Annotated in this window: 20 protein-coding genes and 1 tRNA gene; 5 read left to right on the top strand and 16 right to left on the bottom strand. The window is 72.1% G+C overall.

The window, feature by feature from the left end; genetic code table 11:
- Positions 1–22: 22 nt before the first annotated feature.
- From CK505_RS13270 to CK505_RS13250, 5 genes are all read right to left on the bottom strand, one after another.
- Positions 23–1,318, bottom strand: a complete 1,296-nt coding sequence (locus tag CK505_RS13270; protein WP_095651364.1) for a glycosyltransferase — start codon at positions 1,316–1,318, stop codon at positions 23–25.
- Entirely contained in the window at positions 1,315–2,310 is a 996-nt protein-coding gene (locus CK505_RS13265) for a DMT family transporter (RefSeq protein ID WP_035926345.1), read from the bottom strand. Before CK505_RS13265 ends, CK505_RS13270 begins: the two co-directional genes overlap by 4 nt.
- 166 nt (positions 2,311–2,476) lie before the next feature.
- A complete protein-coding gene (locus CK505_RS13260; protein ID WP_017834120.1) occupies positions 2,477–3,334 on the bottom strand; it encodes a phage holin family protein in 858 nt (285 codons plus the stop codon).
- 159 nt (positions 3,335–3,493) lie between these two features.
- Complete coding sequence (locus CK505_RS13255) at positions 3,494–3,901, bottom strand: hypothetical protein (protein WP_141246824.1); 408 nt, start codon at positions 3,899–3,901, stop codon at positions 3,494–3,496.
- A gap of 153 nt (positions 3,902–4,054) precedes the next feature.
- Positions 4,055–5,161, bottom strand: coding sequence for a heparan-alpha-glucosaminide N-acetyltransferase domain-containing protein (locus tag CK505_RS13250; RefSeq protein ID WP_255250955.1), 1,107 nt, complete (start codon positions 5,159–5,161; stop codon positions 4,055–4,057).
- 7 nt (positions 5,162–5,168) lie between these two features.
- On the opposite strand from CK505_RS13250, the gene CK505_RS18910 reads away from it, so the two are divergent.
- From CK505_RS18910 to CK505_RS13240, 3 genes are all read left to right on the top strand, one after another.
- Positions 5,169–5,384 (top strand): hypothetical protein, encoded by a 216-nt coding sequence (locus CK505_RS18910; RefSeq protein WP_241975693.1) that lies wholly within the window; start codon positions 5,169–5,171, stop codon positions 5,382–5,384.
- Between the two features lie 195 nt (positions 5,385–5,579).
- Positions 5,580–5,843 (top strand): hypothetical protein, encoded by a 264-nt coding sequence (locus CK505_RS13245; protein WP_035926354.1) that lies wholly within the window; start codon positions 5,580–5,582, stop codon positions 5,841–5,843.
- 305 nt (positions 5,844–6,148) lie between these two features.
- Positions 6,149–6,868, top strand: coding sequence for a hypothetical protein (locus CK505_RS13240; RefSeq protein ID WP_095651362.1), 720 nt, complete (start codon positions 6,149–6,151; stop codon positions 6,866–6,868).
- A gap of 345 nt (positions 6,869–7,213) precedes the next feature.
- Here the strand turns inward: CK505_RS13240 and CK505_RS13235 are convergent.
- The 9 genes from CK505_RS13235 to CK505_RS13195 all read right to left on the bottom strand — a co-directional run bounded on the left by CK505_RS13235 (position 7,214) and on the right by CK505_RS13195 (position 17,172).
- Positions 7,214–7,286 (bottom strand) — tRNA-Asn (locus CK505_RS13235).
- A 79-nt stretch (positions 7,287–7,365) separates the two neighbouring features.
- On the bottom strand, positions 7,366–9,246 hold the full coding sequence (gene dnaG / locus CK505_RS13230) for a DNA primase (RefSeq protein ID WP_095651361.1): 1,881 nt from the start codon (positions 9,244–9,246) through the stop codon (positions 7,366–7,368).
- A 105-nt stretch (positions 9,247–9,351) separates the two neighbouring features.
- Complete coding sequence (locus CK505_RS13225; protein WP_197723074.1) at positions 9,352–10,680, bottom strand: aromatic acid/H+ symport family MFS transporter; 1,329 nt, start codon at positions 10,678–10,680, stop codon at positions 9,352–9,354.
- 115 nt (positions 10,681–10,795) lie between these two features.
- On the bottom strand, positions 10,796–12,127 hold the full coding sequence (locus tag CK505_RS13220; RefSeq protein ID WP_017834111.1) for a deoxyguanosinetriphosphate triphosphohydrolase: 1,332 nt from the start codon (positions 12,125–12,127) through the stop codon (positions 10,796–10,798).
- Positions 12,128–12,157: 30 nt separating this feature from the next.
- Positions 12,158–13,336, bottom strand: a complete 1,179-nt coding sequence (gene dusB / locus CK505_RS13215) for a tRNA dihydrouridine synthase DusB (protein ID WP_017834110.1) — start codon at positions 13,334–13,336, stop codon at positions 12,158–12,160.
- 79 nt (positions 13,337–13,415) lie between these two features.
- Positions 13,416–14,156, bottom strand: coding sequence for a maleylpyruvate isomerase family mycothiol-dependent enzyme (locus CK505_RS13210; RefSeq protein WP_095651360.1), 741 nt, complete (start codon positions 14,154–14,156; stop codon positions 13,416–13,418).
- 24 nt (positions 14,157–14,180) lie between these two features.
- Positions 14,181–15,008 carry a fumarylacetoacetate hydrolase family protein gene (locus CK505_RS13205; protein WP_095651359.1) on the bottom strand — a complete coding sequence of 276 codons (828 nt, stop codon included), beginning with the start codon at positions 15,006–15,008 and terminating at the stop codon, positions 14,181–14,183.
- Positions 15,009–15,124: 116 nt separating this feature from the next.
- The gene (locus CK505_RS13200; RefSeq protein WP_095651358.1) at positions 15,125–16,225 is read right to left on the bottom strand and encodes a cupin domain-containing protein; all 1,101 of its coding nucleotides are present in this window, start codon (positions 16,223–16,225) and stop codon (positions 15,125–15,127) included.
- Between the two features lie 143 nt (positions 16,226–16,368).
- Positions 16,369–17,172 carry an IclR family transcriptional regulator gene (locus CK505_RS13195; RefSeq protein ID WP_031283171.1) on the bottom strand — a complete coding sequence of 268 codons (804 nt, stop codon included), beginning with the start codon at positions 17,170–17,172 and terminating at the stop codon, positions 16,369–16,371.
- Between the two features lie 158 nt (positions 17,173–17,330).
- Here CK505_RS13195 and CK505_RS13190 point away from each other — a divergent pair, with 158 nt between their 5' ends.
- A complete protein-coding gene (locus CK505_RS13190; protein ID WP_241975692.1) occupies positions 17,331–18,638 on the top strand; it encodes an aromatic acid/H+ symport family MFS transporter in 1,308 nt (435 codons plus the stop codon).
- Between the two features lie 34 nt (positions 18,639–18,672).
- Entirely contained in the window at positions 18,673–19,959 is a 1,287-nt protein-coding gene (locus tag CK505_RS13185) for an FAD-dependent monooxygenase (protein ID WP_095651357.1), read from the top strand.
- 99 nt (positions 19,960–20,058) lie between these two features.
- Here CK505_RS13185 and CK505_RS13180 read toward each other — a convergent pair whose 3' ends face one another.
- Positions 20,059–21,039: a GNAT family N-acetyltransferase gene (locus tag CK505_RS13180; RefSeq protein WP_095651356.1), complete on the bottom strand. Its 981-nt coding sequence runs from the start codon at positions 21,037–21,039 to the stop codon at positions 20,059–20,061.
- Complete coding sequence (locus tag CK505_RS13175) at positions 21,039–22,421, bottom strand: glycine--tRNA ligase (protein WP_017833819.1); 1,383 nt, start codon at positions 22,419–22,421, stop codon at positions 21,039–21,041. The genes CK505_RS13180 and CK505_RS13175 overlap by 1 nt, the downstream gene beginning before the upstream one ends.
- Between the last annotated feature and the right edge of the window lie 166 nt (positions 22,422–22,587).

Here is a 22,587-nt window from a genome sequence, read left to right as displayed (position 1 = left end):
GGCCCGGCGGCGCAGCACCACGTTACCGCACGAGCGAGGCCAGCCTGGTCCGGATCCGTCGCGGGCCCGCGGCGGGGGCGCGCGCCGGCTCCTGGTGCTCGCGCGCTCTCGGAGCAGGAGTGCGCACGGACTCCGGGTGCTCGCCGCGGTAGAGCCGCAGGAACGTCTCCAGGGTCCGCGGGAAGCTGTGCTGCGCGACCTTGCGGCGGCTCTCCCGGCCCATCCGGGCGCGCTCCTCGCGCGGGGCGCCCAGGACGAGGGCGAGCTTGCGCGCCAGGTCCTGGGCGTCGCCGGGGGCGAAGAGCCAGCCGTTGACGCCGTCCTCGGCCAGGTGCGGCAGGGCCCGTGCGTCGGCCAGGACCACGGGCCGGGACGCCGCCATCGCCTCCAGGGTGACCAGCGACTGGAGCTCGGCCGTGCCCGGCTGGCAGAACACGTCGGCCCGCAGATAGGCCGCGCGCAGGCCCTCGTCCGGGACGTAGCCCAGGAAGCGGACCCGGTGGGCGACTCCCAGGGCCCGCGCCAGCTTCTCGAGCGCGGGCCGCTGCTCGCCGTCGCCCACGATCTCCAGGTGGGCGTCGAGCTCGGCGGGCAGCACGGAGATCGCCTCGATGAGCACGTCCACGTTCTTCTCCACCGCGAGCCGGCCGGTGAACAGGACGGTCGGGTGCGCGGCCGGCTGCCGCCGCTCGCCGTCGTGGGCCTCGTAGTCGGCGATCCGGATCCCGTTGGACACGGCGAGCACGGTGTCGGGGAAGCCGTTGCGGCGCATGGCCTCCACCGCGAGCGGGGTCGGTGCGGTCACCACGTCGCAGGCGCCGAACACCCGCACCATGTCCCGCCACGACACCGCGCGGTAGCGGTTCAGCACCCATGCCGGGAACGGCAGGAACGGCTCAAGGTTCTCGGGGACGAAGTGGTTGGTGGCCACGGTGCGGATGCCCCGCCGCCGGGCCTCCCGCACCAGCATCCGGCCGAGGATGTAGTGGCACTGGACGTGCACGACGTCGGGTCGCACCTCGTCCAGCACGCGGCGGATCTCCCCGGCCACCTGCCACGGGAAGCACAGGCGGAAGTACGGGTGGGTGAAGGCCCGGTGGGAGCGGAGCCGGTGCTCGACCACGCCGTCGTCCTCGGCCCGGTACGACGGCCCGGGGTCCGGCCGTGCGCACAGGACGTGCACCCGGTGGCCCTGCTCGTGCAGGCCCCGGGCCAGACGGTGCCCGAACTGCGCGGCCCCGTTGACGTCCGGGGGGTAGGTCTCGGCGCCCAGGAGGACAGTCAGGGGGCGTGCGGCGGAGGCGGTGTGGGCGCTCAAGCGTGTCTTCCCGGTCGGTCGTGTGCGGGGCGGTCGGATGCCGTGGGGCGGTCGGATGCTGCGGGGCGCCGTGCGGCGGAGCCCGAGGGGGGCTGCGCCCGGTCCTGCCGTGCGCGTTCGGCCCGGCGCTCGAGCACCTCCGGGTGGTGCTGTGAGAGCACGGCGACCCCGACTATAGCAACGCCGCCTGCCGCGGCCATGAGCATCCCGACCGGGACGGAGAAGCCCGGCACCGCCTCGCCCAGCACCAGCAGCCCCAGGAGGACGCCCACCATGGGGTCGATCACGGTCAGCCCCGCGATCACGAGGTCCGGCGGACCCGACGCGAAGGCCGTCTGCACGAACCACCCGCCCAGCACGGCGGCGACGACGGCGGTGCCCGCGGCCAGCCAGTTGACGTCGTCCAGGGGCGTCCCGGCGCTGCCCTGGATGCGGATCAGGGTCAGCCGCACGAGCACCGCCACGAATCCGTAGAGGATGCCGGCGCCCACCACGTAGAACGTCCCGCCCAGGCTGCGGCCGAACATCGCCGCGGAGACCCCCAGGACGCAGATCAGCACCACGAGCATGACCACCACGGTGTGCTCGGCCCACCGCGAGATGCCCCGGGCGGGGTCGGTCGCCGCCACGGCGCACGTCACGAAGACCGCCCCGCCCGCGGTGCACAGTCCGATCGCCGTCCAGGTGCGCCGGTTGATCCGCAGCCGGCGGTGCCGTGCGTGCAGCAATGTGGTGATCACCAGGGCCACCACGCCGATCGGCTGGACCACCGTCACGGTGGCGAGTCCCAGGGCGGTGACGTTGAGGCCGGTGCCGAGGCCCAGCAGGGTGAGACCCAGCAGCCAGCGGGGACGGCGCAGCAGGACCGCGATGCTGCGCAGGCGCAGCCGTCCCTTCGCGACGTCCGCCACGGCACTGCCCTGCTGCTGCGTCCCGACGGCCAGGCACACGGCCGAGAGCAGCGCCAGGGCGACCGCCAACCACTGGCTCATGGCATCCACCGATCTGTCGTCACGCCCGGGAGTCTATCGAGCCGGCCCGCCCGTCCGGCCCGGGGCGCGTGGACACCCGGTGAACACACGGGGAAGGCCCGGAAGCCTGTGGCTTCCGGGCCCTCGACCGGTGCGCTCGTCCACGGGGAACCCATGGACGGCGACGTCACCGGAACAGCTTGCGGAGGAAGACGACGAACGCGCTCCCCGCCACGGCCAGCACCGTGAGCGGCTGCCACCGCTCGCCGAGGCCGGACCCGGCGGACGAGCCGGAGGTCGAGCGGGACTTCGCGCCGCCCTGGGCGAGGAGGCCCTTCACGTCCTTCGGGGTGGTCTTCACGGTGCGGCTGGTGCGGTCCACGAAGCCCTTGGTGGTGGACTGGATGGTCTCCGCACGGCCCTGCACGTCGTCGCGCAGCGTCTTGAGGTGCTCGCGGCGCAGCTTGAGCCGGTGCCGCAGCTGCTCCTCGGTGGGCGCCGGGGGCTTCTGCTGGGCCGGGTCCTGCGCGGCCTCCCGCTTCTCCTGCTCCTTGCGCTCGCGGGCCAGCTGCTCCTCGCGCTGGACACGGCTCTCGGTGTAGGCGGAGCCCTCCTTGACCACGCCGAGGTCGTACTTGACCCCGAAGAGCGCCTTGCGCGGCACGAGCGGAAGGGCCTTCTTGATGGTGGACACCCCGATGAGCGCCGCGACGGCCAGGATGATCAGGAACAGCACGGCGAGCAGCAGGGCGGCCAGCCAGGCCGGCATGATCTGCGACAGACCCGCGATCGCCGCGCCGACCAGGGCGATCGTGGCGAGCAGCAGGAACACGAGGCCGACGACGACGAAGGCCGCGCCCTTGCCCAGCGTCTTCGCCTTCTCCGTGAGCTCGAGCTTGGCGAGCTGCGCCTCGTCCTTGAGCTGCTTGGGCAGCAGCCTGGCGAAGACCTTGACGACATCGAGGATCGACGCCGATCCGGGATCGGAGTGCTCCGACCCCGCTCCCGACGCTCCGCCCGTGCTGGGGCCTACCGAATGACTCATGCCCGCCTCCGTTGATGATGAGAAAAGTACGTGGACTGAGCACCAAGCTACCATCGGGGACGCCGCCGGCGGGCGCGCACGGGCCGGTCGTCCGCCGGAGCGGCGCACACGGAAGGTGCCCGTCCGATCGCCGGACGGGCACCTTCCGTGTGCGGGTGACTAGTGCCGCTTCTTGTCGTCCTTCTTCTCCTTGTTGTCGACGAAGTGCACCTTGACGTACTCCTTCTTGCCCTTCTTGCCCTTCTCGTCGGAGCAGACGAGGACCTTCCACTTCGCGTCGTGCTTGTCGACGGACCACGCCTGGCGCCGCAGGTCCTTGAGCGCCCGCTCGCTCTTCAGACCGCACTTGTTGGCGGCCCGCTTGGCGGCCTTGTCATAGGACAGGTCCTTGGTCTCGACGCTCTTCTTGGCCCCGTTCTTCTTGTAGGTCTCGATGTGCACGACGACCTTGCCGTCCGTGGTGTCCCTGTCGCCCCACCCGCCGGCGAGCGCCGGCGTCATGGACCCACCCGTCACGAGCAATCCCGCCAGTGTGGCGGCGGCCAGCCTGCTGCGCAGATTTTTCACTTTGTCCCCCTCGTTGGAAAAGATGAGGTGACCCTAAGTCCGGCCTGACTAGGGGTTCAATAGCAAATCTTGACAAAGACAAATCATTACGTTCACAAATCGGCTCTGTCACGAGCGCGCCCCGTCGGTAGCATCCAGGACCCCCGCCCGGGCCTAGTGGCGCCCCGCCCCGGAGGATCCCAGGAACCGTCGCCGCGCACTCTTCGTCACGGCGCCGAGCGCCCGCTCCAGCGGCCCCTGCCCCATGGTCCGCTGCCACGTCACGGCGAACAGGACCGCCGACACGAGCTGGACGGCGAGCCACAGATGGGGCCGGTCCTCGTGGACCTCGAACGACAGGACGACCAGGTGCGCGGTGTACAGGGTCAGGGTCATCGAGCCCATCGCCGACAGGGGCAGCAGCCAGGCGCCGACCACGCGGGAGATCAGCAGGAAGGCGCCCAGGACGGCCATGCCCGTGCCGAGGCTGACCGCGATGGCCAGGGGGGTGTTGGTGTGCGGCGCGTCGACGGCGAGCGACCACCAGGTGTCGGTGGGCAGCCAGTCCTCGCCCCAGACCAGGATCTCGTCCAGTTGCCTAGCGTCCCCCGACGAGGAGGCCAGCAGCCGTTCGTAGCCGCCGAGGCCGTGGAGCAGGACGTACGAGGCCGCCTGCGCGCAGACCGACAGACCCACGCCGACCGCCAGGAGGCGCAGCTGGGTCGCCCTCCTCCGCAGATCGAGCCGGCCGAGCCCCATGCCGGTCAGCAGGTAGGTCAGGTAGGCGAGCGCCGGATAGGTGCCGGTCAGCAGCAGCTGGGCCGCCGTCGCCCCCGGCTCCGTCAGCAGCTCCCCGAACGCGGGGTTGTCGGCGACGGGCTCGGGCAGTGCGTCGCGCAGCGACTGCATGAGCACCGGAGCCACGAGCAGGAAGACCGCCGCCGAGCCGAACAGCGGCTTCGGGCCCGCGCGCAGGAAGGGAACGGCCAGGAGGAAGAACACGCCGTAGTAGATGAGGATGTTGTCCGCCGGCAGGTCGTCGGCCAGCAGGGATCCGATGGCCAGTCCCAGCACCGCGATCAGCACCGCCCGCACCACGAGCGCCACACGGTCGGCGCCCAGCTCCCGGCCTCCGTGCGGGCGGGGTCCACCGGTGGACAGGGCGAGTCCCACGCCCGCCAGCAGCGCGAACAGCGCCGCCGAGTCCCCGGAGAAGAGGATCTGCGACCAGGTCGGCTCGCCGGTCTCGTCGTCGGAGGACGGCAGGACGTGGACGGACATGAGACCGATGAGCGCCAGACCGCGGGCCGCGTCGACGCCGGTCAGACGCCTCGACGGCTTCCCCGCGGCGCCCCGCTCCCGGGACGGGGCGGGTCCGGCTGCCCTGCTGGCCGACCAGCGCATGGTGCCCCCTGAGATGCCGAGCCTCGTCCGGAAGCCCGCCGAGGATGCGGTCCGGTGCGTCCAGGATCTCGGCTCGTCCGGGACCGCCCTGGACTCATGATGCGCCCCGGACTTCCGTGCCCGCTAGGAGAAACATAAGGATTCCATAAGACCTGCGCGCGCCTCGGGCCGGGGCGGGCAGTCCGCTCCCCGCCGCTTCCGCCCTGTCGGGCAAAGAGCGGGCATTACTTTTGCCACTGGATGCGGGTCAATGGAAGGGAGCTTGATCCGAGCTCCCGCCGGAAGGACGACCACCATGACCGCCATCCCCCGGGCCCATCCCGCCGAGTCCCTCGTCCGGGCCGGCGTCGTCGGCGCGCTCGCCGCCCGCGGCGTCACCGTCACCTCCGTCGAGATGCTGTTCGACGGCCAGGAGTGGGCCGTGACCGTGTCCCACCACCCGCCCGACATGTCGGAGAGCGATGTGCGGGTGGCGGTCTGGACCGCCGTCCTCAACTACACGGCCGTCTTCGACGTGCCCGCGCCCTCCGACGGGGTGCGGATCAGCGTCACCGGCTGACGCGCGACGCGCCGGGGCGTCACGGCCATGAGGTTGGCCGCGTCGTGGGTGCGACACCGTCGAGGTGCCCCTGAACGCCACGGACGAGCAGGTCCGGGCCGCAGCCCGCGAGCTCGCCGCCGAGTACGCGCACTGGAGGCAGTGGGTAGCACTACTAGGCGGTCACCGACCGGCCGGGAGTGATACCGGCGGCGAATGCGCTGGAGAAACCATAGGGCTGTCTCAGCATCACCACAGGGCCAGTCCGTACAAATGGATCATGACCCGGGGCTACCGTATCCGGGTCAGACCCCGAGGAGACCCCCGTGGAGCACGAGCCCCCTGTCGAGCACGACGCGGACGCAGAGGTCGCCGCCGCCCTGGAATCCCGCCATCCGGGACTGCAGTTCCGCCGTGACGAGGACGGGGCGCTGCACCGCTTCAGTGACATCCCGCTCACGGCCACCGGCGTGCTGTCCGGTCGCCCCTTCGTCTTCACCTACCGGGGCGACCTCGCCCGCTTCCGTGTGTGGCCCACCGGCACCCAGACCCCGAGCGTCCATGACCACCGGCCCTCCGGGTTCCCGAAGCTGGAGTCCTCTCGCGGCAAGATCGTCGGCGACCCGCTGTCCAGCTCCCTGACGGCCGACCAGCTCATCGAGGTGCTCGGCGAGATGATCAAGATGGCTCTCACCCATCTGAAGCCGGGCCCCGACTCCCTCCTCCCGGTCACGATCACCATGCCGGGTAGGCTGCTGGAGCCCGAGCAGGTCACCGCGCTGCTGGCGCCGTTCACCGGCCGCGACCTGCCGCCGCAGGAGGCGTTGCTGGACTGCGCAGATCTGAGCAGCTTCTCCCTGGAGGCCCTGGGCCTGCTGGCGGAGCGCACTGCCGACCTGTTCAACATCATCACCCTGGTCGGGGCCAGTACCGAGCTCGCCGAAGCGTTCACCGACGATGCGCAAGCAGAGGCGATACGCCACATGAAGCACGCCCTGATGGCTCGGCGCCGGGCCGAGCGCGAAAGGCGCGAGGGGCGCGGCTGAGACGGGCTGTCAGCACACATGGTCTCCTGACCCGCGCGCGGCCGCCCGACACCAGAGGACTCCCTGATGATCCTCACTCGCCCCCAAGGAGGCGGCCACCGCCCTGGAGGACCGATTCCTTCGCCCTGCTCCTGAAGCACCGGGGCGATCAGTTCCCACAGGCGGTCGTCGACCATCCACGACTGCGTCCTCGTCGTCGTGCAGGCACTGTGAACCACTCACACACGAGTGAGCAACGACGGACCGGGTCCTGAGACCAGGTCCCGGTGTCCCCAGGATGCAGCCGTCGTCGGGGACGACGGAGGCCCCCACCGGCGTTTCCACCGGTGAGGGCCTCCTGTGCTGCTCCCCCGACTGGACTCGAACCAGTAACCCTTCGATTAACAGTCGAATGCTCTGCCAATTGAGCTACGGGGGACCGTGCACGCGGACGTGCAACGAGCCATCACTTTACCGTTCCCGCCGGGCTTCGACAAATCCGGTTCCGCCCGGTGGCGTCAGTCCTGGCGGAGGCCGCGCCGCTGCATCTCCAGCTCCAGCAGCTCCCGCTGGAGCTCCTGGTAGCGCTCGCGCTGCCCGGTGGGATCCGTGCGCTGGAGCTCCGCCAGCCGGTCCGACTTCCGCCGGTTGATCTGCAGCTCGAAGAGGCGGTTGAGGATGTCCGCGGTGTAGCGCTCCAGCTGCTGCTGCGTGGTGGCCGGCAGCGGGGTCACGGCGAGCTCGGCGAGGTAGCCGTGCAGCGGCTCGGGCAGGTGTCCGCGCACCCCGTCCACCCAGGCCTGCCCGCTCGGCACGGCGGAGCCGTCGCCGAGCAGCTCGGCGCGCGCGGCGAGCACGGCGTCGTGCACGGCCCCGTGCACGGGGTAGCGGAAGTCGCTGAGCCCGAACTCCTCCCAGTGCCGCGCGAGCATCAGGTCCGGGCACTGGATGACGGTCTCGAGGGCCTCGCGCTCCATCCGGGCCACGGGCTCGCGCGGGTCGGGCAGCTCGACCGGGGCCGGCCCGGACGCCTCCGGCTCCGCCGGCCGGTGCGGCGCGGGGGCCTCCTCCCGCTGGGCGCGGCCCGCGGCGTCGACGGCCCGCTGGACCTCCGCCGGCTCGAGCCCGAGCCAGCCCGCGAGCTGCCGCGCGTAGGCGGGGCGCAGGGAGCGGTCGCGGATCCGCGCCACGATGGGCGCACAGGCGCGCATCGCCCGGATGCGGCCCTCGATGGTGTCCAGGTCGAAGTTCTTCAGCGTCGCGCGGATCGCGAACTCGAACAGGGGGCGGCGGTTCTCCACGAGCTCGGCCACGGCGGCGTCCCCGCGGGCGAGCCGGAGGTCGCAGGGGTCCATGCCGTGGGGCTCGACCGCCACGTAGGTCTGCGCCACGAACTTCTGGTCCTCCTCGAACGCGCGCAGGGCGGCCTTCTGCCCGGCGGCGTCGCCGTCGAAGGTGAAGACGACCTCTCCCCCGCCGCCGTCGTCGGAGAGGAACCGCCGGACGATCTTGATGTGCTCGGCCCCGAAGGCGGTGCCGCACGTGGCCACCGCCGTGGTCACGCCCGCGAGGTGGCAGGCCATGACGTCGGTGTAGCCCTCGACGACGACGAGGCGCCGCTGCCTGGCGATCTCCCGCTTCGCGAGGTCGATGCCGTAGAGCACCTGGGACTTCTTGTACAGGGCGGTCTCGGGGGTGTTGAGGTACTTCGGGCCCTGGTCGTCGTCGTGGAGCTTGCGGGCGCCGAAGCCGATGACCTCGCCGGCGACCGCGCGGATGGGCCAGACGAGCCGGCCGCGGAACCGGTCGTAGAGCCCGCGGTTGCCCTCGGAGAACATCCCGGTGAGCTTGAGCTCCTGGTCCGTGAAGCCGCGCTCCCGCAGGTGCTTGAGGAGGTGGTCCCAGCCGCGGGGCGCGTAGCCCACGCCGTAGCGCCGGGCCGCCTCGCCGTCGAAGCCCCGCTCGCCCAGGAACTGCTGGGCGGGGGCGGCCTGGCGGGTGTAGAGGTTGCGCTGGAAGAACTCCGCGGCGACCTTGTGCGCGTCCAGCAGGCGCTGGCGGCGGCCGACCTCCTCCTTGTTCGGCCCGGAGCCCTGCTCGTAGTGCAGCTCGTAGCCCACCCGGGCCGCGAGCTTCTCCACGGTCTCGGAGAAGGTGGTGTGGTCCATCGTCATGAGGAAGGAGATGACGTCCCCGGACTCGTCGCAGCCGAAGCAGTGGTAGGTGCCCATCTGCGGCCGCACGTGGAAGGACGGGGTGCGCTCGTCGTGGAACGGGCAGAGCCCCTTCCAGGAGCCGATGCCGGCGCTCTTGAGGGTGACGTAGCCGTCGACGATCTCCTTGATGTCGGTGCGCGCCCGCACCTCGTCGATGTCCTCGCGTCTGATCAGTCCTGCCACACCGCCAGTCTAGGCGCGCGGCCGGACGGCGGAGGGCCGCCCCGGGCCGCGCGGTGGATCGCCGTGCGGCCCGGGGCGGCCCGTGGAGCGGGAGCCGTCAGCGGCTCAGCGGGAGCGTTCCCGCAGGTCCTGCCGGGTCCGGGTACCGGTCAGGGCGAGGCCGCCCAGGGCGCCCACCGCGGCGAAGGCGAAGAAGCCCCACGGGTAGGCCAGGCCCGCCGTCAGCAGGGTGCCCCCGATGATCGGGCCCGAGATCGCCCCGAGCCGGCCGACCCCGGCGGACATGCCCAGCGCCGTGGCGCGCACGCGCGGCGGGTGATTGGCGGCGGTGAACGCGTAGACGAGCACCTGGGAGGAGAACACGAAGCAGCCGGTGACGAAGACCATGGCGTAGATCCCGAGCAGCGGCAGCTTGATCGCCAGGGCCGCGAGCAGCGCGGCCGAGCCGAGGAACCAGATGATGCCGGCTGCGCGCGGGGTGATCCGGTCGGCCACCCGGCCGGCGACCGCCAGCCCCGCGATGGCGCCCACGTTGAGGATCAGCAGGAAGCCGAGGGAGTTGCCGAGGTCGTAGTCGGCCGCCCGCATGATCTGCGGCAGCCAGGTGTTGAGCCCGTAGACGAGCAGCAGGCCCATGAAGGAGGCGACCCAGATGGCGATCGAGTTCCGGCGCCAGCCGGTGGAGAGCAGCATGGTGGCGCCGACCTTCTCGGCCTGCTCCTCGGCGGTGTGGTGCTCGAGGTGCACGCCGTAGTGCTCGGCCACGGCGCGGGCCTCGGCCATCCGCCCCTTGGACGCGAGGAACGAGGGGGACTCGGGGAGGAACACGAGCATGAGAGGCACGAGGACGAGCGCCGGCAGGGAGCCCAGGACGAACATCTCCTGCCAGCCGAACTGGACGACGACGACGATGGCGAGCGCCGCGGTGAGCACCGCGCCCACGTGGTAGCCGGTCATCACCAGGGTCGTGGCGTTGGAGCCCCGGCCGAGGCGGGCGAACTCGGTGACCATCGCGATGGCGGTGGGCAGGCAGCCGCCGAGGCCCAGGCCGGCGAGGAAGCGCAGGAGGCCGAAGACGAACACGCTCGGGGAGAACGCCGCGGCGAAGGTCAGCAGGGAGAACATGACCACGGCGCCGATGAGCATCTTGCGGCGGCCGAGCCGGTCGGTGAGGTAGCCCATGGTCAGCGCGCCGATCATCATGCCCACGAGGCCGACGGTGGCCACGGCGGTGCCCTGCGCGGTGGTCATCCCGAGCTCGTTGTTCTCGAGCATGGACGGCAGCACCGCGCCCAGGACCACGGCGTCGAAGCCGTCCAGCAGCACCGCGATCCAGCACAGCGGCGCCACCCACGCCCGGGAGCGGAGGACGGGCCGGGCGCCCGGGGAGGAGGGGGACGCGGCCTGCGGGGCGGGTCCGGTGGAGTTTTCCATGACGATCAGACCTTTGTGAGGAGGAGCACAAACGCGCCGAGTCTAGGGAGCGGCGCCGCGTGCGACCCAGCGCACAGTCATTGAACGGGATCGGCCGCCGCTCCGGTGGGACGGCTCACCAGAGCGGCTTGTCCCCCACCCGCCAGTGGGTGCCGCGGATCCGGTCGTGCAGGGACACGGCGGACAGGTCGGTGAGGGACGCGATCTGGTCCACCACGAGGCGCAGGCGGGCGGCCTCCGTGCCCGGCCCGTCGCCGAGGTCGTGCCAGTCGGCGGTGAAGGCGGGCGAGAGGAAACGGCCGTCGGAGTCCATCAGCGCCCCCACCAGGATCGAGAGCACCTCCTGCTGGTTGTCGTAGATCGGCTGGGCGTCGCGCACCGTGATGACGTAGGTCGTGGCGATGCCCTTGAGCACGCCGATCTCCTCCGTGGTCCCCTCCGGCACCACGAGCTGGGCGTCGTAGCGGGTCAGCGGGTCCTCGCCGTAGATGTCCCGGGTGGCGCCGACCGCGGACATCGCGAAGCGGCCGATGAGCTGGCTCGTCATGTTCTTCAGCCGGGCGAGGTCCTTGCGGGACCCGTCCATCTCCCGGACCCACAGGGACGAGTCCTCGAGGCGGGTCAGGGCGGCGTCGAGGGACTCCGGCGCGGCCTCGGGCAGGTACCAGCGCCGGGTGAGCTCGAGCACCCGGTCCCGCTGGGTGGTGTCGGCGAGCCAGCCCAGCTGCACGAGCCCGGAGGCGATCGCGTCCTCGACGTCGTGCACGGAGTAGGAGATGTCGTCCGAGAGATCCATGACCTGGGCCTCGAGGCACTTGGTGCGCGCCGGGGCGCCGTCGCGCAACCACGCGAACACCGGCAGGTCGTCCGTGTAGACCCCGAACTTCGGGGACCTGGTCCCGTCCGGGCGCAGCGGCGCCTCGTGGGCCTCCCAGGGGTACTTGCACACGGCGTCCAGCACGGCGCGGGTGAGGTTCAGGCCCGCGGGCCGCCCGTCGTCGTCGAGCACCTTGGGCTCGAGCCGGGTCAGCAGGCGCAGGGTCTGCGCGTTGCCCTCGAAGCCGCCGATGTGCTGGGTCAGCCGGTGCAGGGCCGCCTCCCCGTTGTGCCCGAACGGCGGGTGCCCGAGGTCGTGGGAGAGGCAGGCGGCGTCGACGACGTCGGGGTCGCAGCCGAGCATCCGGCCCAGCTCCCGGCCGATCTGGGCGACCTCGAGGGAGTGGGTCAGGCGGTTGCGCACGAAGTCGTCGGTGTCCGGGGAGACGACCTGGGTCTTGGCCGCCAGCCGCCGCAGCCCCGAGGAGTGCAGGATCCGGGCGCGGTCCCGCTCGAAGTCGGAGCGGTACTTGTTGTGGTGGTCCTCCGCCACCCAGCGCGCGACGTCGCGGGCCTCGTAGCCCGGGGCGGGCGCGCCGGTGCGGTCGATCTCGATGGACGTGTGGGGCATGCCCGGTCCTTTCCGTGTGGTGGGGACGGCTCAGCCGCCGGAGACGTCGAGCTCCGCCGCGACCAGCCCCAGCCGCTCGGCGTCCCCCAGCTCGCGGGAGCCCAGCCAGCCGTCCGGCAGGTGCGGCTTCTTCGGGGAGCCGGCGCGGCCGCGCGGGCCCTCGACCGCCTCGCCCGGGTAGCCGAGGGACAGGTCGAGCTCGTCCAGCAGCTCGCGCAGGGTCGCGAGATCCGGCACCTGGGCCATCCTGGCGCGCAGCTCACCGCCCACCGGGTAGCCCTTGAAGTACCAGGCGACGTGCTTGCGGATGTCGCGCAGCCCCTTGGCCTCGTCGCCGAACATCTCCACGAGCAGCTCGGCGTGGCGGTAGATCGTGCGGGCGACCTGGTCCACCCCGGGGCGGAAGCGGTCGGGGCGGCCTTCGAAGGCGGCCTGCAGGTCCCCGAAGAGCCAGGGCCGGCCCTGGCAGCCGCGGCCGACGACCACGCCGTCCACGCCGGTCTGCTCGACCATGCGCACGGCGTCCTCGGCGCTCCAGATGTCCCCGTTGCCGAGCACGGGCACGTCCGGCAGGGCCTCGCGCAGCTGCGCGATGGCGTCCCAGTCCGCGGTCCCCGAGTAGTGCTGCTCGAGGGTGCGCCCGTGCAGGGCCACGGCCGCGACGCCGCTGTCGCGGGCGATCCGGCCGGCTTCGAGGAAGGTGAGGTGGCCGTCGTCGATGCCCTTGCGCATCTTGACCGTCACGGGGACGTTCCCGCGGGAGGCCTCCTGGACGGCGGTGCGCACGATCGCGGTGAACAGGTCGGTCTTCCAGGGCAGGGCGGAGCCGCCGCCGCGCTTGGTGACCTTGGGGACGGGGCAGCCGAAGTTCAGGTCGATGTGGTCGGCCCGGTCCTCCTCGACGACCATCCGCACGGCCTGCCCGACGTGGACGGCGTCCACGCCGTAGATCTGGATGGAGCGGGGCGTCTCGTCCGGGTCGTGGTCGATGATCCGCATCGACTCGGGCCGGCGTTCCACGAGGGCGCGGGCCGTGACCATCTCGGTGACGTACAGGCCGCCGCCGTACTCGCGGCACAGCCGGCGGAACGCCTTGTTGGTGACCCCGGCCATCGGCGCCAGCACCACAGGGACGTCGATCGTGAGCGCGCCCAGGTGCAGCGGCGGCAGGTCGAGCCGGGCGGGGTGGTTCTCGGTACGGGTGTCCATCACCGGGGAATTCTCTCACGGACGGCAGCGGCGCAGGGCCCCGGGGTGCTCCCCGGGGCCCTGCGCCGGCCGGCGCGGGTCAGATCCAGCGCGGGTTCGCCACGTCGGCGCCGACCTCGAGGCGGGCCCCGCCGCGCCCGGAGGCCCACTGCGCGACCGCGGCCAGGTCCCCGCGCACCAGGATCCCCGCGTCCTGGCCGGCGCCGGCCCCGAGCTCACCGAGCTCAGGGGCGTCACAGACCTGGATCCGCAGCCCGGGGTCCTTGTCCTGTCCCGCCCAGTTGCCGGTCACGTCCTTCAGCAGCCGGGTCAGGACCTCGGCCGGGACGTCCGAGAAGCGGGCCCCGTTGTCGAGGTCGACCGCGTGGATCCAGACCTCGCGGTTGCGCATCCAGACGGTCTCCGTGGCCGGCACGGTCCTGCCCTGGGCGGTCCGCACCTCGTGGCTCCACGCCGCCTCCGGGGTGTCCCGCCACTCGACGTTCAGGGACACCGAGGCGTGGTCGTTGAGGTGGCGCAGCGCCCGGGCCGGCAGGGTCGCCCCGTAGGCGATCTCCTGGTTGCGGGCCTGAGGGGAGGAGTACATCGGGGTCTCCACCCCGGTGTTGGCCCACTGCACGAGCCGGGTCAGGGCGCGGGCGTTGTAGCCGACGTGGGCGATGACGTGCCGGCGGGACCAGCCGGGCAGCAGTGAGGGTCCGTCGAGCTCGTCGTCCGTGAGCTCGTTGACCTTGCGGGACCAGAACGCCGTGCCGCGGCGCACCAGCAGCAGCTGGGCCTTGAGGTCCTCGTCGGTGGTGAGGTCCTGACGGGCGACCATGGCTGACTCCTCTCGTGCCCGCGCTCAGGCGGGGTCGACGATCTTGTTGGTGAGCACGCCCAGACCGTCGATCTCGACCTCCACCACGTCGCCGGACTTCAGGAAGACCTGCGGGTTGCGGGCCCGGCCCACCCCGCCGGGGGTGCCGGTGAGGATGATGTCCCCGGGGTTCAGCGGCAGCATCGTGGAGAAGTAGGCCACGAGGTGCTCCGGGGTGAACAGCAGGTCCCCGATCGAGTGCTCCTGCATGGTCTCGCCGTTGACCCGGGTGTGCAGGACGGCCTGCTTCGGGTCGAACTCGTCGGCGGTGACCATGACGGGGCCCACCGGGGTGGACTTCGCCCAGATCTTGCCCTGCAGCCACTCCTTGGTGCGGAACTGCCACTCGCGCATGGAGATGTCGTTGGCGGCGGCGTACCCGGCGATGTACTGACCGGCGTCGGCCTCGTCCACCTTGTACGCGCGCTTGCCGACGACGACGACGAGCTCGCCCTCCCAGTCCAGCTGGGGGTCCTCGGCGACGGCCTCGATGTCGTCGTTCGGGCCGGTGAGGGTCTCGGTGAACTTGGCGAAGATCGTGGGGTAGGACGGCAGGTCGCGGCCCATCTCCTGGATGTGGCTCTTGTAGTTGAGCCCCACGCACAGGACCTTGCCGGGGTCGGCGACGATCGTCTCGAGCTCGGCGCCGGCGGCCGGGTGCGTCGGCCCGGAGGCGTCGGCGGCGATCTGCTGCCAGTTCTCCTCCGCGAGCAGGGCGCCGAGGTCGGGGCAGCCCTCGATCTCGGTGAACACCTCGCCGTCGAGGCGGGCGGCCGTGGTGGTCCCGTTGGTGCGCAGGGTTGCAAGCTTCATCGGTCAGTGTCTCCTGGGTCGGGATGTGGGGGTCGGTGTGCGGCGGCGCCCGGCGGGGCGCCACGGACGTGGTCCGGCGCGCGGGGCGGTCCGCTCCGCGCGCCGGAGGTGCGGTGCTACTTCTCCTCGCCCTCCACGAAGGTGCGGTTGAAGTTCAGCTTCTCGACGATCGGCTGGTCGCCGAACTTGAACAGGTCGAACCCGGTCTCGGCCTGGATCTGCCAGGCCGTCCAGGACGGGACGACCACCAGGTCGCCCTTCTCCACGACCCGGACCTCGCCGTCGAGCACGAACCGGCCGCGGCCCTCGAAGACCTGGTAGACGCTGGAGCCGACCTCCCGCGTCGTGCGGGTCTCGGTGCCGGGGCGGAAGCGGTGGAACTCGGCCCGGATGGTGGGCATGACGTCCCCGCCGGTGGTGGGGTTCACGAAGCGCACGGCGGCGTGGCCCTGCTCCACGGTGGCGGGGTAGCCCTCGTCCTCGATCGCCAGCTGCTCGGTGAGCGCCCGGTCGGTGTGCTCCCACCGGTAGGCCCCGATCGGGGAGGACACGGTGTTGCCCAGACCCGACAGGGGCCGCAGGCCCGGGTGGCACCACAGCCGCTCGCCGCGGGAGAACTCCGGGGTGGACTCGTCGGTCACCCGGTCGATGCCGAACTCGAAGAACGCGGTGTCGGTGTAGTGCACGAACGGGATGTCGAGGCCGTCGATCCACGCCATGGGCGCATCGAGCTCGTTGTGGTGGCCGTGGAAGTTCCAGCCCGGGGTGAGCAGGAAGTCCCCGCGGGACATCCGCACCGGGTCGCCGTTGACCACGGTCCACACGCCCTCGCCCTCGACCACGAAGCGGAAGGCGTTCTGGGAGTGCCGGTGCTCGGGCGCCACCTCGTGGCCGCCGAGGTACTGGATGGCGCACCACAGGGTGGGGGTGGCGTACGGGCGCCCGCCCAGACCGGGGTTCGCCAGCGCGATGGCCCTGCGCTCCCCGCCGCGGCCCACGGGCACCAGGTCCCCGGCCCGCTCGGCCAGCGGCAGCAGGTTCTTCCACTCCCACACGAACGGGACGGCCGCCGAGGCCGGGGCCTCCGGCATGAGGTTGCCGATCTCCGTCCACAGCGGGACCATGTGGCCCGACTCGAAGTCCTGGTAGAGGGCGTCGAGCTGGGCCTGCTCCTGAGGCGTGGGGGCCGGGACCGTCATCTGGTTGTCGTGACTCATGGTGAGCTCCTCGGTGCTCGCGGGTCGCGGGGCGGACCACCCTGCGCTGTGATGTGAGTTACTGGCCACGCTAGAGCAGGCACCGGCGGGACCGGCAATGAATTCTGCTGGATGGAAACTTCCTCCGGTGCTCCACGGCCGCTTCACCGGGGCCGGCCGGACTCGATCTCCGCGGCGATCTCGCCCTCGATCTCCCGGCACACCTCCCGCAGCGCCCGGATCACCGCCCGGTCCTCGATCACGCCGGCCCGCTGCACGGGCACGGACACCGACAGGGCGGCCAGGGGGCGCCCCTCGGGATCGCGCACGGCGCAGGCCACGGCGGAGACGCCGCGCTCGGCCTCCTCGCGGTTGAAGGCCAGTCCCACAGAGCGGATCATCGCCAGGGACCGGACGAAGGAGCCGAAGGCGGCCTCGTCCAGGTACTCCCCCACGGTCCGGGCCGAACCCGTGCGGAACAGCCGCGCGAGGTCCTCCTCGGAGAGGTAGGACAGGAGGAGCTTGCCCGCGGAGGTGGCGGCCGCCGGGAGGACGGCGCCGCGCCGGTCGCCGACCTTGAGCAGCCCCGCCCCCTCCACGGAGCTGAGGAAGCGGACCGTGGTGCCGACCCTGACCATGAGGTTCGTGGTCTCGTGGGTCCGTTCGCTGAGCAGCTCCAGGTAGGGCTGCACGAGAGCGCGCAGGCGGCTGTGCGAGCCGGACTCGGGGACCGAGACGCCGAGCCCCGGCCCCGCGAGGTAGCGGCGGGAGTCGTCCTGGACGGCGAAGCCGCGGTAGACGAGCATCGACAGGAGGCGGTGCGCGGTGGAGGGGGCGACGCCCAGCTCCTGCGCCACGTCCTTGAGCCGCACCCCGCCGGAGTCGCGCAGCATCTGGAGCAGGCGCAGGACGTTGTCCACGGACTGCAGGGAGTAGGCCGGCTTCCGCTCCAGGTCCTGGTTCTGCACGGGCCCAGTCTAGGCGCCCGCCGCACCCCGATGGAGATCCACGACACACCGTTTGTTCCATCCAGCAGAATAAGTTTCGGGGCGTGCCGGTCACGGGCACATCCTGGTGTGACGCGCCGCACGCCGGTGGCGCCCCTCACCTGTGAAACGGAGTCCCGATGTCCGCAACGGCTCTTGCCGCCGCCGCCCCGCCCGCCCCGGTGGGCCGGCGCGCCCGATGGATCGCCGTGCTGGTCTGCTGGCTGCTCATCGTCTTCGACGGCTACGACCTCATCGTCTTCGGCACGGTCAAGCCCTCCCTCATGGAGGAGTGGGGGATGTCCCAGGCGACCGCCGGCACGGTGGGCTCCTCGGCGTTCCTCGGCATGATGATCGGGGCGGTCTTCGCCGGGCGGCTCTCCGACGGGCTGGGCCGGAAGAAGACGGTCGTCTGGTGCACGGTGGTGTTCTCCCTGGCGACCGTGGCGTGCGCCGTGGCCCCCGACGAGTGGGTCTTCGCGCTGCTGCGCCTCGTGGCGGGGCTCGGCCTGGGCGGTCTCGTGCCCTCGGCCAACGCCCTCGCCGCGGACTTCATCCCGCCCCGGTGGCGCTCGGCCATGGCCACGCTCATGATGTCCGGCGTGCCGATCGGCGGCTCGCTCGCCGCCCTGACCGGCATCCCCGTGATCCCGGCGGACTGGCTCGGCTGGGAGGGCTGGCGGTGGATGTTCGTCTTCCCCGTCCTGGCCCTCGTCGTGCTCGTGCCCGTGGCCCTGAAGGTGATCCCCGCCGACCCCGGCCCGGAGCAGCGGGCCGCCGCGGCCGCCGCGCAGATGCACGGGCCCGGCTTCGGGTCCCTGCTCCGCCCGCCCCACCTGACCATGAGCATCCTGTTCGCCGCCGCCACCCTCGCGACCCTCTTCGCCTGGTACGGGCTGGGCACCGAGCTGCCGAACCTCATGCGGCTGCAGGGCGCGCAGATCGGCGGGGCCCTGACGTTCGCGCTCGTCCTCAATCTCGGCGCGGTGCTGGGCTCCGTGCTCACGGCCTGGGCCGGGGACCGGTTCGGTCCGGTGCTCACCGGCGCCGTCGCCTCGGGCGCCGCCGCGGCCGGGCTGCTCGTGATCATGGTCGTCGGCGACGAGCCGGTCTGGCTGATCTACCTGATGCTCGTGCTCGCCGGTGTCGGTACGCACGGCACGCAGTCCCTGATCATCGGCGCCATCACCCTGTACTACCCGGACAGCCTCCGCGGCACCGCCCTCGGCTGGGCCCTGGGCGTGGGGCGCATCGGCGCCGTCCTCGCCCCGCAGACGGCGGGGCTCGTGCTCGGCGCCTACGCCGACCCCGCCGACGGCGTCCACCCCGTGTTCCTCCTCTTCGCGGGTGCGGCGGCCGTCGCCACGGTCCTGCAGTTCGCCCTCCTGCCCGTCATCACCAAGGCCCGCCAGGCGCCCCGGGTCGTACGGACCCAGCCGGTTGCCTGACATCGCCCAGCACAGCTCGAAAGGAATCACCACCATGGCACAGCACACCAAGGTCCTCGTCATCGGAGGCGGCATCGGCGGCTTCGGCAACGCCCTCGCCCTGCGCCGGCTCGGCGCGGAGGTCGAGCTCGTGGAGCAGGCCCCCGAGTTCGGGGAGGTCGGCGCCGGCCTGCAGATGTCCCCCAACGCCACCCGCCTGCTGCGCGAGTGGGGGGTGCTCGACCGGGCCGTCGAGACCGGCGTGGCCCCCCGGTACATCGTCTTCCGCGACGCCCTCACGGGCGAGGAGCTGCTCCGGGAGGACGTCACCGGCGAGTACTACGAGCGCTACGGCGCGCCCTACATCGTGGCCCACCGCTCGGACCTGCACCGCCTGCTCATGGAGGAGTGCGCCGAGCTCGGCGTGACCCTGCACAACAACGTCCGGGTCGCGAAGACCGAGAACGTGGAGGTCGACGGGCGCGCCGTGGCCCGGGCGACCGCCGACGACGGCCGGGTCTTCGAGGCCGACGCGATCGTCGCCGCGGACGGGATCAGGTCCGTGGTCCGCGCGCAGCTCTCCGACGACCAGCCCGTCGGCTCCGAGTACGTGGCCTACCGCGGCGCGCTGCCGATCTCGCAGATCACCCACGCCGGGGACATGGAGGCCGTGGTCGTGTGGATGGGACCCGAGTGCCACCTCGTGCAGTACCCGCTGCGCCAGGGGGAGCTGTTCAACACCGTGGCCGTCTACCGCTCGCCGTCCTTCGCCGCCGGTCAGCTCGTCTACGAGGGCGACGCCGAGCTGCGCGAGGCCTACCGGGACTGCGTGCCGGAGGTCCGGGCAGCACTCGACAACCTCAGCCACGTGCAGCGCTGGCCCATGTTCGACCGCGTGCCGATCGAGAACTGGGTGGACGGCAACATCGCCCTGGCCGGCGACGCCGCGCACCCGATGCTGCAGTACCTCGCCCAGGGCGCCTGCCAGGCACTCGAGGACGCCGCCGCCCTCGAGGCCATCGCCGCGAGGTCCGTGTTCGCGGACCCGGAGCACCACGACGCCTCCCGGTGGAACGCCGTGTTCCGGGAGTACAACGCCGTCCGCCAGCCGCGCACCGCGCGGATCCAGACGACGGCGCGGGTGTGGGGCGAGTCCTGGCACCTCACCGGCCCGGTCGAGCGGACCGTGCGCAACATGCTGTGGAAGTCCGCGGACCGGCACGGCATCTGGGACTACACCGACTGGCTCTACGGGGAGCAGGACTACACCGGCGCCGAGGTCAGCGCCGAGGCCGGCGACCGGGCCGAGGTCCGGCGCGTCGACGCGAGCACGGCCGGCTGAGCCCGTCCCCGCGCCGGCCGGACCCGGCGCCGGCACGCGGGAGGCCCCGGCACCTCGAGGTGCCGGGGCCTCCCGCGTGCCGGTGCTCGGCCCGTGCGCTCAGTCCCCGGCCTCCGCGAGGACGACGGAGGTCTCCACGACCGTGGCGGCGCCGGCCGCCAGGAGGTTGTCGACGACGGCGGTCAGCGGCTCCATCGACCCGTCCACCTGGAACTGCACGGGGTGGTGGTGGGCCAGCAGCGCGAGCAGCTGCTCGAGCGCGGGACCTGCCGCGGCGTCCCCCGGCGTCCAGCCGAGCACGACGTGGGCGGGCTCGTCCGGCCCGTCCTCAGGGGCGGGGGCGCCGGGGGCGGCGTCGAGCTCGACGGGCCGGTAGCTCACGGCGAACGCGGAGATCCTGCCCCGCTCCCCCGGGCCCACGCCGTTGCGCAGCACGAGCGCCCCGAAGGCGTGCGCGGCGTCGGAGAGGAACAGCTGGTTGACCCGTCCCACGGACAGGTCCGCCGGCTCGTCCCAGGCGTGCACGGCCCGGTAGAACGCCCACAGCGCCCGGGTCAGCTCGACCGAGCCGGTGGCCAGGTCCTCGACGGCCTGCGCCGGTGTCCCGTCGGGGTGCTCCCGCAGCGGCTGGAGGGGCAGGGCCCCGGCCGCCACCCGGACCACGCGCGAGTCCTGGACGGGGTCCAGGCCGGCGGCCCGGGCAAAGCGCTCGCCGGCCGAGCCGGGCGCCGCCTTCGTGCGCAGGGCCTGCACGCCCGAGGGCGAGCCCGCCGCCTCGGTGCGCAGCCGCTCCAGCAGGGCCCGCCCGAGCCCTTCGCCGCGGCGGTCGGGGGCGACCTCCACGTAGGCCCACAGCCTCGAGGGGTGCAGCGCCGACTCGTAGACCGTGCCGGCGGCGACCGGCACGCCGGAGTCCTCCGCCACGACCGTGCGGGACCACGGGGCGTCGTCGTCGGGGCGCAGGGTCGCCCGGAAGGCGGCGGCCTGGGGCGTCTCCGGGTCGGGCCACACCTCGAGCAGCCGCAGGTCGTCCCCGTCCCGCCAGGGCCGCAGCCCGGAGCCGGTCAGCGCGCCGCTCATCAGCGGACGAGCTTCCCGGCGAGGTAGGACTTCACCTGGTCGAGGGCCACGCGCTCCTGGGTCATCGCGTCCCGCTCGCGGATGGTCACGGCCTGGTCCTCGAGGGTGTCGAAGTCCACCGTGATGCAGAACGGGGTGCCGATCTCGTCCTGGCGGCGGTAGCGGCGCCCGATCGCCCCCGAGTCGTCGAAGTCGATGTTCCAGTTCCGGCGCAGCTCGGCGGCCAGGTCCTTGGCCTTCGGCGAGAGGTCCTCGTTGCGGGACAGCGGCAGCACCGCGGCCTTGACCGGGGCCAGGCGCGGGTCCAGCTTGAGGACCGTGCGCTTGTCCACCCCGCCCTTCGAGTTGGGCGCCTCGTCCTCGGTGTACGCGTCCACGAGGAAGGCCATCATCGACCGGGTCAGGCCGAAGGACGGCTCGATCACGTACGGGACGTAGCGCTCGTTGGTCTGCTGGTCGAAGTAGCTGAGGTCCGTGTTGGAGTGCTCGTTGTGCACGCCGAGGTCGTAGTCGGTCCGGTTGGCCACGCCCATGAGCTCGCCCCACGGGTTGCCCTGGAAGCCGAACCGGTACTCGATGTCGATGGTGCCGGCGGAGTAGTGCGCCCGGTCGTCCTCGGGGACGTCGTAGCGGCGCATGTGGTCCGGGTCGATGCCCAGGTCCGTGAACCAGTTCCAGCACGCCTCGACCCACTCGTCGAAGAAGTGCCCGGCCTCGGACGGGTGGGTGAAGTACTCGATCTCCATCTGCTCGAACTCGCGCGTGCGGAAGATGAAGTTGCCCGGGGTGATCTCGTTGCGGAACGCCTTGCCGATCTGCCCGATGCCGAACGGCGGCTTCTTCCGGGCGGCGGTGACCACGTTGTTGAAGTTCACGAAGATGCCCTGGGCGGTCTCGGGCCGCAGGTAGTGCAGGCCCTCCTGGTTGTCGACCGGGCCGAGGAACGTCTTGAGCAGCCCGGAGAACTGCTGCGGATCGGTCCACTGGCCCTTGGTCCCGCAGTTGGGGCAGGGGATCTCGGCCATGCCGTTCTCGGGGGCGCGGCCCTTCTTCTCCTCGAAGGCCTCGACCAGGTGGTCCTGGCGGGCGCGCTTGTGGCAGGAGGTGCACTCCACGAGCGGGTCCGTGAAGGTCGCCACGTGACCCGAGGCCTCCCACACGGCCTTCGGGAGGATGATCGAGGAGTCGAGGCCCACCATGTCCTCGCGCCCGCGCACGAAGGTCTGCCACCACTCGTGCTTGATGTTCTCCTTGAGCTCCGCGCCGAGGGGCCCGTAGTCCCAGGCGGAGCGGGAACCGCCGTAGATCTCACCCGCCTGGAACACGAAACCGCGGCGCTTGGCCAGCGAGATGACGTTGTCCAGCGTGGACTTGGGGGCCATGTGGGATTCCTCCAGGGTCTCGCCCGACCGCCGGCTGCGGACGCGCGTGGTGGGTGGTGTGGCCCGGCGGTGCGCCGGGCGGGGACCGGCCGTCGTCGGCCGTCACGAACGAGGACGCCGCGGGCGACGTCCTCGTCCCAGGGTAGCCAATTCCCGCCGTGCCCGA

It is taken from the genome of Kocuria sp. WN036 (genome assembly GCF_002287015.1).
Lineage (GTDB): Bacteria > Actinomycetota > Actinomycetes > Actinomycetales > Micrococcaceae > Kocuria > Kocuria rosea.
Note: the sequence above shows the minus strand (reverse complement) of the source record. Positions and strands in the feature narration are given on the sequence as shown.

Excerpts from the sequence above, each read along its gene's own strand:
- CK505_RS13210 (WP_095651360.1), bottom strand. The coding sequence starts at position 14,156 with ATGGTCGCCCGTCAGGACCTCACCACCGACGAGGACCTCAAGGCCCAG.
- CK505_RS13265 (WP_035926345.1), bottom strand. The coding sequence starts at position 2,310 with ATGAGCCAGTGGTTGGCGGTCGCCCTGGCGCTGCTCTCGGCCGTGTGC.
- CK505_RS13180 (WP_095651356.1), bottom strand. The coding sequence starts at position 21,039 with ATGAGCGGCGCGCTGACCGGCTCCGGGCTGCGGCCCTGGCGGGACGGG.
- CK505_RS13205 (WP_095651359.1), bottom strand. The coding sequence starts at position 15,008 with ATGAAGCTTGCAACCCTGCGCACCAACGGGACCACCACGGCCGCCCGC.
- CK505_RS13225 (WP_197723074.1), bottom strand. The coding sequence starts at position 10,680 with ATGGAAAACTCCACCGGACCCGCCCCGCAGGCCGCGTCCCCCTCCTCC.
- CK505_RS13190 (WP_241975692.1), top strand. The coding sequence starts at position 17,331 with ATGTCCGCAACGGCTCTTGCCGCCGCCGCCCCGCCCGCCCCGGTGGGC.
- CK505_RS18910 (WP_241975693.1), top strand. The coding sequence starts at position 5,169 with ATGAGCGCCAGACCGCGGGCCGCGTCGACGCCGGTCAGACGCCTCGAC.
- CK505_RS13185 (WP_095651357.1), top strand. The coding sequence starts at position 18,673 with ATGGCACAGCACACCAAGGTCCTCGTCATCGGAGGCGGCATCGGCGGC.
- CK505_RS13245 (WP_035926354.1), top strand. The coding sequence starts at position 5,580 with ATGACCGCCATCCCCCGGGCCCATCCCGCCGAGTCCCTCGTCCGGGCC.
- CK505_RS13260 (WP_017834120.1), bottom strand. The coding sequence starts at position 3,334 with ATGAGTCATTCGGTAGGCCCCAGCACGGGCGGAGCGTCGGGAGCGGGG.
- CK505_RS13250 (WP_255250955.1), bottom strand. The coding sequence starts at position 5,161 with ATGTCCGTCCACGTCCTGCCGTCCTCCGACGACGAGACCGGCGAGCCG.
- CK505_RS13220 (WP_017834111.1), bottom strand. The coding sequence starts at position 12,127 with ATGCCCCACACGTCCATCGAGATCGACCGCACCGGCGCGCCCGCCCCG.
- dusB (WP_017834110.1), bottom strand. The coding sequence starts at position 13,336 with ATGGACACCCGTACCGAGAACCACCCCGCCCGGCTCGACCTGCCGCCG.
- CK505_RS13175 (WP_017833819.1), bottom strand. The coding sequence starts at position 22,421 with ATGGCCCCCAAGTCCACGCTGGACAACGTCATCTCGCTGGCCAAGCGC.
- CK505_RS13200 (WP_095651358.1), bottom strand. The coding sequence starts at position 16,225 with ATGAGTCACGACAACCAGATGACGGTCCCGGCCCCCACGCCTCAGGAG.